This is a genomic window from Rheinheimera faecalis (assembly GCF_021290965.1).
Taxonomy (GTDB): domain Bacteria; phylum Pseudomonadota; class Gammaproteobacteria; order Enterobacterales; family Alteromonadaceae; genus Pararheinheimera; species Pararheinheimera faecalis.
The window spans coordinates 47,317-53,827 of sequence record NZ_JAJOYT010000020.1; the positions used below are offsets into that span (position 1 = coordinate 47,317).

The following is a 6,511-nucleotide window of genomic DNA, read 5'->3' on the forward strand; positions in this document are numbered from 1 at the left end:
AATAAGTTCAGTTATTGTGCGGCATCTGAAAAAAGAAAACCACCCGCAGGTGGTTTTCGTTCAGATTGTTTAGAAAACTGGCTTAGCCGGTTAAATCATCGAAAAACTTCTTCACACCATCAAAGAAGCCTTTAGACTTAGGTCTGTGTTTCGCTTCACTGTCACCACCCCAACTTTCATCAAGTTGACGTAACAAGTCTTTTTGCTTGTCGCTTAAGTTGACAGGAGTTTCCACCACCACCTTACAGACCAAATCACCTACACCGCCACCACGGACCGACTGCACGCCTTTACCACGCAAACGGAACATTTTTTCGGTCTGAGTTTCAGCCGGGATCTTCAGCTTGACGCGGCCATCTAAGGTCGGCACATCAATTTCACCGCCTAAAGCGGCAGTGCTGAAACTAATAGGCACATCGCAATACAGGTTGTTGCCGTCACGCACAAAGATAGGGTGATCTTTGACATGCACTTGCACATACAAGTCACCAGCCGGCGCACCAAACTGCCCTGCTTCACCTTCACCGGCTAAACGGATACGGTCACCAGTATCCACACCAGCTGGGATCTTCACCGACAGAGTTTTAGTTTTTTCTACGCGGCCATCGCCATGACATTTAGTGCATGGATCCGGGATAATTTTGCCACGGCCACTACAGGTAGGACAGGTTTGCTGTACAGCAAAAAAGCCCTGGCGCATAGTCACCTGGCCAGCACCATGACAGGTTGGGCAAGACTTAGCCTGTGTGCCTTTTTTCGCGCCTGAACCATCACAGACATCACAGGACACCCAGGTTGGTACTTTAATTTCTACCGACTTACCACGTACAGCGTCCTCGAGATTTAACTCCAGGTTGTAGCGTAAGTCTGAGCCACGTTGGGCACGGGATTGACCACCACGGCGGCCACCACCAAAGATGTCACCAAAAACGTCACCGAAGATGTCGTTAAAGTCGGCACCACCGCCACCGCCGCCACGGTTTGGATCCACACCAGCGTGACCATAGTTATCATACGCAGCGCGCTTCTGGTCATCCGACAGGATCTCATAGGCTTCTTGCACTTCTTTAAACTTCTCTTCCATAGCTTTATCACCCTGAGTTCGATCCGGGTGATATTTCATGGCGAGCCGTTTATAGGCCTTTTTGATTTCTTTATCGTCAGCGCCTTTTTCGACGCCAAGCACTTCGTAATAATCACGCTTCGACATAACAACTCATCTTGATAGAGGAGCGACCGCACAAGGCGGCCGCTCACATTTACTCAGGTATGGGGCGCATCTTAAAGAGGCGACCCCACAGACACAATGATTATTTGTTGTCTTTAACTTCTTCGAACTCAGCGTCGACGACGTCATCACCAGCGGCATTACGAGCCTGAGGTTCAGCGCCACCTTGTTGCGCTTTCGCCTGAGCCACTTCAGACAGTTTCTGAGAAGCCTGGATCAGAGCCTGAGTTTTAGCTTCGATCTCTGCTTTATCGTTTGCTTTGATGGCAGTTTCCAGCGCAGCAACAGCAGCTTCAATCTCTTGTTTGTCGTTAGTGGCTAAGTCGTTACCAGCTTCTTCAATTTGCTTGCGGGTTGCATGCACTAAAGCGTCAGCCTGGTTACGGGTTTGCACTAACTCTTCAAACTTTTTGTCTTCTTCAGCATTCAGTTCAGCGTCACGTACCATACGTTCTACTTCTTCATCTGTTAAGCCTGAAGAAGCTTTGATGGTGATCTTCTGCTCTTTACCTGTGTCTTTATCTTTAGCAGACACATGCAAAATACCGTCGGCGTCTAAGTCGAAGGTTACTTCGATTTGTGGTTCACCACGACGGCCCGGACGAATACCTTCTAAGTTAAACTGACCCAGTGACTTGTTGGCAGAAGCTTGCTTACGCTCACCTTGTAGCACATGGATAGTTACAGCAGCCTGGTTATCATCTGCAGTAGAGAAAGTTTGTGACTTCTTGGTTGGAATAGTGGTGTTCTTCTCAATCAAGGCTGTCATCACGCTACCCATAGTCTCAATACCTAAAGACAATGGAGTTACGTCTAATAACAAGACGTCAGTCACGTCACCAGACAATACAGCGCCCTGAATCGCAGCACCTACAGCTACAGCTTCGTCAGGGTTCACGTCTTTACGTGGCTCTTTACCGAAGAAGGCTGTTACCGCTTCCTGAACTTTAGGCATACGAGTCTGACCACCCACCAGGATGATATCGTTGATATCACTTACAGACAGGTCGGCATCTTTTAACGCCTGTTTCAGCGGCTCGATAGTGCGCTGAATTAAATCGTCTACCAAAGATTCCAGCTTAGCGCGGGTTACTTTGATGTTTAAGTGCTTAGGACCAGTAGCATCTGCTGTGATATACGGCAGGTTCACTTCAGTCTGAGAAGCAGAAGACAATTCGATCTTGGCTTTTTCGCCAGCTTCTTTCAGACGCTGCATCGCCAGTGGATCGTTACGCAGGTCAATGCCCTGCTCTTTTTTGAACTCGTCTACTAAGTAGTTGATCACACGAGAGTCAAAGTCTTCACCACCTAAGTGAGTGTCACCGTTGGTTGCTAATACTTCGAAGGTCTGTTCGCCATCTACATCGTCGATTTCAATGATAGAGATATCAAAAGTACCACCACCTAAGTCATAAACCGCAACTTTGGTGTCGCCTTTTTTCTTATCCATACCATAAGCCAGAGCTGCTGCTGTAGGCTCGTTGATGATACGTCTTACTTCTAAACCTGCGATACGGCCAGCATCTTTCGTCGCCTGACGCTGCGCATCGTTGAAGTAAGCAGGAACAGTGATTACCGCTTCAGTCACTGGCTCGCCCAGGTAATCTTCAGCAGTTTTCTTCATTTTTTTCAGCACTTCAGCAGAAATCTGTGGTGCAGCTAATTTTTTGCCTTTAACTTCAACCCAGGCGTCACCATTATCAGCCTTAACGATTTGGTAAGGCATGATTTTGATGTCACGCTGAACTTCAGCATCTTCAAAACGACGACCAATCAAACGCTTAATTGCGAACAAAGTATTTTTTGGGTTAGTCACAGCCTGACGTTTGGCTGGCTGGCCAACTAATACTTCGCCGTCTTCAGCATAAGCGATGATGGAAGGAGTGGTTCTGGTACCTTCAGCGTTTTCAAGAACGCGTGGCTGGTCGCCATCTAAAATAGCCACACAGCTGTTTGTTGTACCTAAGTCAATACCAATAATTCTACCCATAACTACTCTCCGCTTATTAATCTGTACAATTAAAATTGTGTTGACCAGTTAATGGGGTTTACCCCTATTCGATTCAAGGTTATTTTTTTAAAAAAATTTATCGTTTGTGCGATAAATGAGCAAAAAGGCGGGTTCAGCCACTTATTAGCGCTGAAACTAAGTCTATAGAACAGAAAAGCATTTAACCCAAAAAGCAATTGCGGCGTATAATCCTGCTTAATTACCAGACTATGAGCCTGAACAGAGAGAAAGATCATGCCTTTATTAGATAGCTTTACCGTTGACCACACCATTATGAAAGCACCTGCTGTGCGTGTGGCAAAAAAAATGAATACACCCAAAGGTGATGACATCACTGTATTTGATTTACGTTTTTGCGTGCCTAACGAAGAAATCCTGTCAGAAAAAGGCATTCATACACTGGAGCATTTATTTGCCGGTTTTATGCGTGATCATTTAAATGGCGATGGCGTAGAAATTATCGATATTTCCCCAATGGGCTGTCGCACAGGTTTTTATATGAGCCTGATTGGTACACCGGACGAACAGCGTGTTGCTGCAGCCTGGAAAGCCGCTATGGCCGATGTGCTGACAGTACAAAACCAGTCTGAAATTCCTGAGCTGAATATTTATCAATGTGGCACTGCTCAAATGCATTCTTTAGAAGAAGCTAAAGAGATTGCACAAAACATCATCAGTCGTGGTGTTGGTGTGAATTTAAATGACGAGTTAAAACTTTCTGCTGAGTTTTTAAAGCAATAAGCCATTTATTGTCAAAAGAAAAAGGCCACGGCTCACAAAGCTGTGGCCTTTTTTGTTCTAGTGCTGTGTTAGTGCAGTTTAAATTGACCAGTAATAGTTTTCAGTTGCCGGGCTGCCTGATTCAGCACATTAGATTCTGTGTTCAGCTCAGTAGTATGAGACGCCGTACTGTCCATTAACTGCGTGATACGGTGGATATTCAAATTAATATCCTCTGCCACTACGCCCTGTTGCTGCGTTGCAACTGCAATAGCTGCACTTTGTTGCTGCACCACTTCAATGGCCTGCCCTATAGCATCCAATGCGCTTTGCATCGATGTTGCCCGCTCTGAGCTTAACTGAGTTTGCTCACGCCCTTGTTGCATCTTCGTCTCAGCCTCTTTGGCGATAGCCTGCAGCTTTTCAACCATAGTACGGATATGGCCGGTGCTTTCACTGGTTCTGCCCGCCAGAGAGCGAACTTCATCAGCAACCACAGCAAAACCACGACCCTGCTCACCCGCCCTCGCGGCCTCAATGGCTGCATTGAGCGCCAGTAAATTGGTCTGATCTGCTATGGCCTTAATCACATCAACAACGGCACCGATATTTTCAGATTCTTTTGCTAATCCAATCACCACATCAACGGCTTCGGTCATAGTCCCAGCCAACAGGCTCATATCCCTCACTGCAGCTTGTGATAATACAGCCCCCTCTATGCCTCGTTGCTGAGCTTGCGACGCAGCAGAACTGGTTTGCTGCGCGTTATGACTGATTTCCTGCACTGTGGCTGACATTTCAGTCACTGCGGCAGAAACTGCGTCAATTTGCAGCTTGTTACTCTGAATTTCAGTGTCAGTCTGACCGGCCACTTTATTTAATTTTTGGCTGGATTGATGCACCAAAGCGGACTGCTCTGAGGTACGTTGTAAGGAGTATCTTAACTTGCTGATAAAGGTATTAAAATGCTGAGCCAAAACTCCGACTTCATCAGTGCTTTGAATTGCCAGAGTACGGGTTAAATCACCTTCACCGCTGGCAATATCTTTCATAGCAGCTGTTAAATCAGATAAAGGGCGAATAATACGTTGTGTGGTCAGTACAACAACCAAGGTAATCACAGCTAACATCAACAAGGTGGCAAACAACGCCCAACCAGTGGCTTGTTGTACTGGCGCCTCAATCAGCTCTGCCGGGATTAACAAACCGACCAGCCAGTTCATTTTCGGAAACTCCAGACTGACAGGCTGATACGACACATAATAACTTTTGCCTGACAAACTGACTTTAGTAAAACCAGATTTTTGCTCTTTGGCTGCTTGTGCAAGTGCGCTGAAACCTTCCGTATCAGCAATATTTTTATCTAACAGGTCCAGCGGATCATTGGCTTTAATTTCAAGTCCTGCAGCTTTAGAGAAATGCACAACCTGCCCCACGCTATCAAGCAAAAACGGTAAGCCTTCGCCCTGATAGCGGATGCGTTCTACTTGTTCGCCAAGCTTGTCCAAATGCAGATCCAGGCCACCTACCCCCAATAAAGTGCCATCGGGTAAATACACTGGCCCCTCAACTGCTGCGGACACAATACCAGTGGTGAAATCGGCAGAAGGTGAGCCAACAAAAAACTTATTATGTTCAAGGCTTAACTTGTACCAGGGACGTTGGGTTGCAAAATAGCCCTTGCTAATATCTCCTGCATCCGGCCCTTCTTTGTCTACACCTGTTCTGGAACTTTCCCTGAAGTATTCAGCACTACGATCCAGTGCAAAAAAAGCCGACAGTATATTGGGATCCCGTTCACTGATCTTAATAAAACTATTGTTGATGTCCTGATAACCAGGCACTGAAGTCAGTTTAGCATTGCGGCCCGGGTAAGCCTGGAACCAGGCCTGAAACTGCGGAGCCTCCAGAAAAGTGCGGGCAACCTGGGCGTACTCAGCAAAAAATTTGCCTATATTCACCGACTCAGTAGTGACTAATGAGTCAACTTCCGCCTGCACTTGCTGGCGTGTCAGCTGGCTTAAATGGTTCACCGTAAAAAGTGCAGAGAGCACTAAAAGTACAGCTACCGAGCCGCCTACCGCTATTAATAGTTTTTGTTTTATGGATAGATTTTTGATGTAAGACATAACAGCCCCCAAATGGATACAGCATTATAAAAACATAAAGCAGCTGGGTTTGCTACTGAAATAATTCTGAGGAATAGGTGAATTTAATCAATGATTTAGATGTGACAGATTGGTGCATTTTGATGGGTTATTTTGGTGCGGTTGGGTGATTTTGGGGCGGGGAATTTAGTAAATGTAGAGTGCAATCGCCGGAGGCATTGCGCCGTTAAAGCAATTGTTGGTTAGTTTAAAAGCGGATTTGTTCTGAATTCTGGTGCGGTGAACTACAGTGCTCACCCCATCCCTAGGGTTCTTGGTCAGGCGACAGCATGCCGTCTTGTCCGGCCTTTCGCAGAGCTCAAGGCGTGAAACAGGCGTGACGCAAAACTGTTTGCGTCCCGTTTTCCCTGTTTCACCCTGGCGACCGCCTGTGGCAACGCTAAA

General features: G+C 46.5%; 5 protein-coding genes. 1 reads left to right on the plus strand and 4 read right to left on the minus strand.

The window, feature by feature from the left end:
- Positions 1 to 82: 82 nt before the first annotated feature.
- On the minus strand, positions 83 to 1,210 hold the full coding sequence (gene dnaJ, locus LSG34_RS20270) for a molecular chaperone DnaJ (protein ID WP_233011150.1): 1,128 nt from the start codon (positions 1,208 to 1,210) through the stop codon (positions 83 to 85).
- A 100-nt stretch (positions 1,211 to 1,310) separates the two neighbouring features.
- Positions 1,311 to 3,218, minus strand: coding sequence for a molecular chaperone DnaK (dnaK, locus tag LSG34_RS20275; RefSeq protein ID WP_008900399.1), 1,908 nt, complete (start codon positions 3,216 to 3,218; stop codon positions 1,311 to 1,313).
- 255 nt (positions 3,219 to 3,473) lie between these two features.
- On the opposite strand from dnaK, the gene luxS reads away from it, so the two are divergent.
- A complete protein-coding gene (luxS, locus tag LSG34_RS20280) occupies positions 3,474 to 3,980 on the plus strand; it encodes an S-ribosylhomocysteine lyase (RefSeq protein ID WP_233011151.1) in 507 nt (168 codons plus the stop codon).
- 68 nt (positions 3,981 to 4,048) lie between these two features.
- Here the strand turns inward: luxS and LSG34_RS20285 are convergent, their stop codons facing one another.
- Together LSG34_RS20285 and LSG34_RS20290 are read right to left on the minus strand one after the other, a co-directional pair.
- Positions 4,049 to 6,088, minus strand: a complete 2,040-nt coding sequence (locus LSG34_RS20285) for a methyl-accepting chemotaxis protein (RefSeq protein WP_233011152.1) — start codon at positions 6,086 to 6,088, stop codon at positions 4,049 to 4,051.
- Positions 6,089 to 6,253: 165 nt separating this feature from the next.
- The coding region (locus LSG34_RS20290; RefSeq protein ID WP_233011153.1) for a hypothetical protein at positions 6,254 to 6,511 on the minus strand (258 nt) is incomplete at its 5' end.

What these genes read in the sequence shown, in the direction of transcription:
- dnaJ (WP_233011150.1), bottom strand. Translation starts at nt 1,210, where the DNA reads ATGTCGAAGCGTGATTATTACGAAGTGCTTGGCGTCGAAAAAGGCGCT.
- dnaK (WP_008900399.1), bottom strand. Translation starts at nt 3,218, where the DNA reads ATGGGTAGAATTATTGGTATTGACTTAGGTACAACAAACAGCTGTGTG.
- luxS (WP_233011151.1), top strand. Translation starts at nt 3,474, where the DNA reads ATGCCTTTATTAGATAGCTTTACCGTTGACCACACCATTATGAAAGCA.
- LSG34_RS20285 (WP_233011152.1), bottom strand. Translation starts at nt 6,088, where the DNA reads ATGTCTTACATCAAAAATCTATCCATAAAACAAAAACTATTAATAGCG.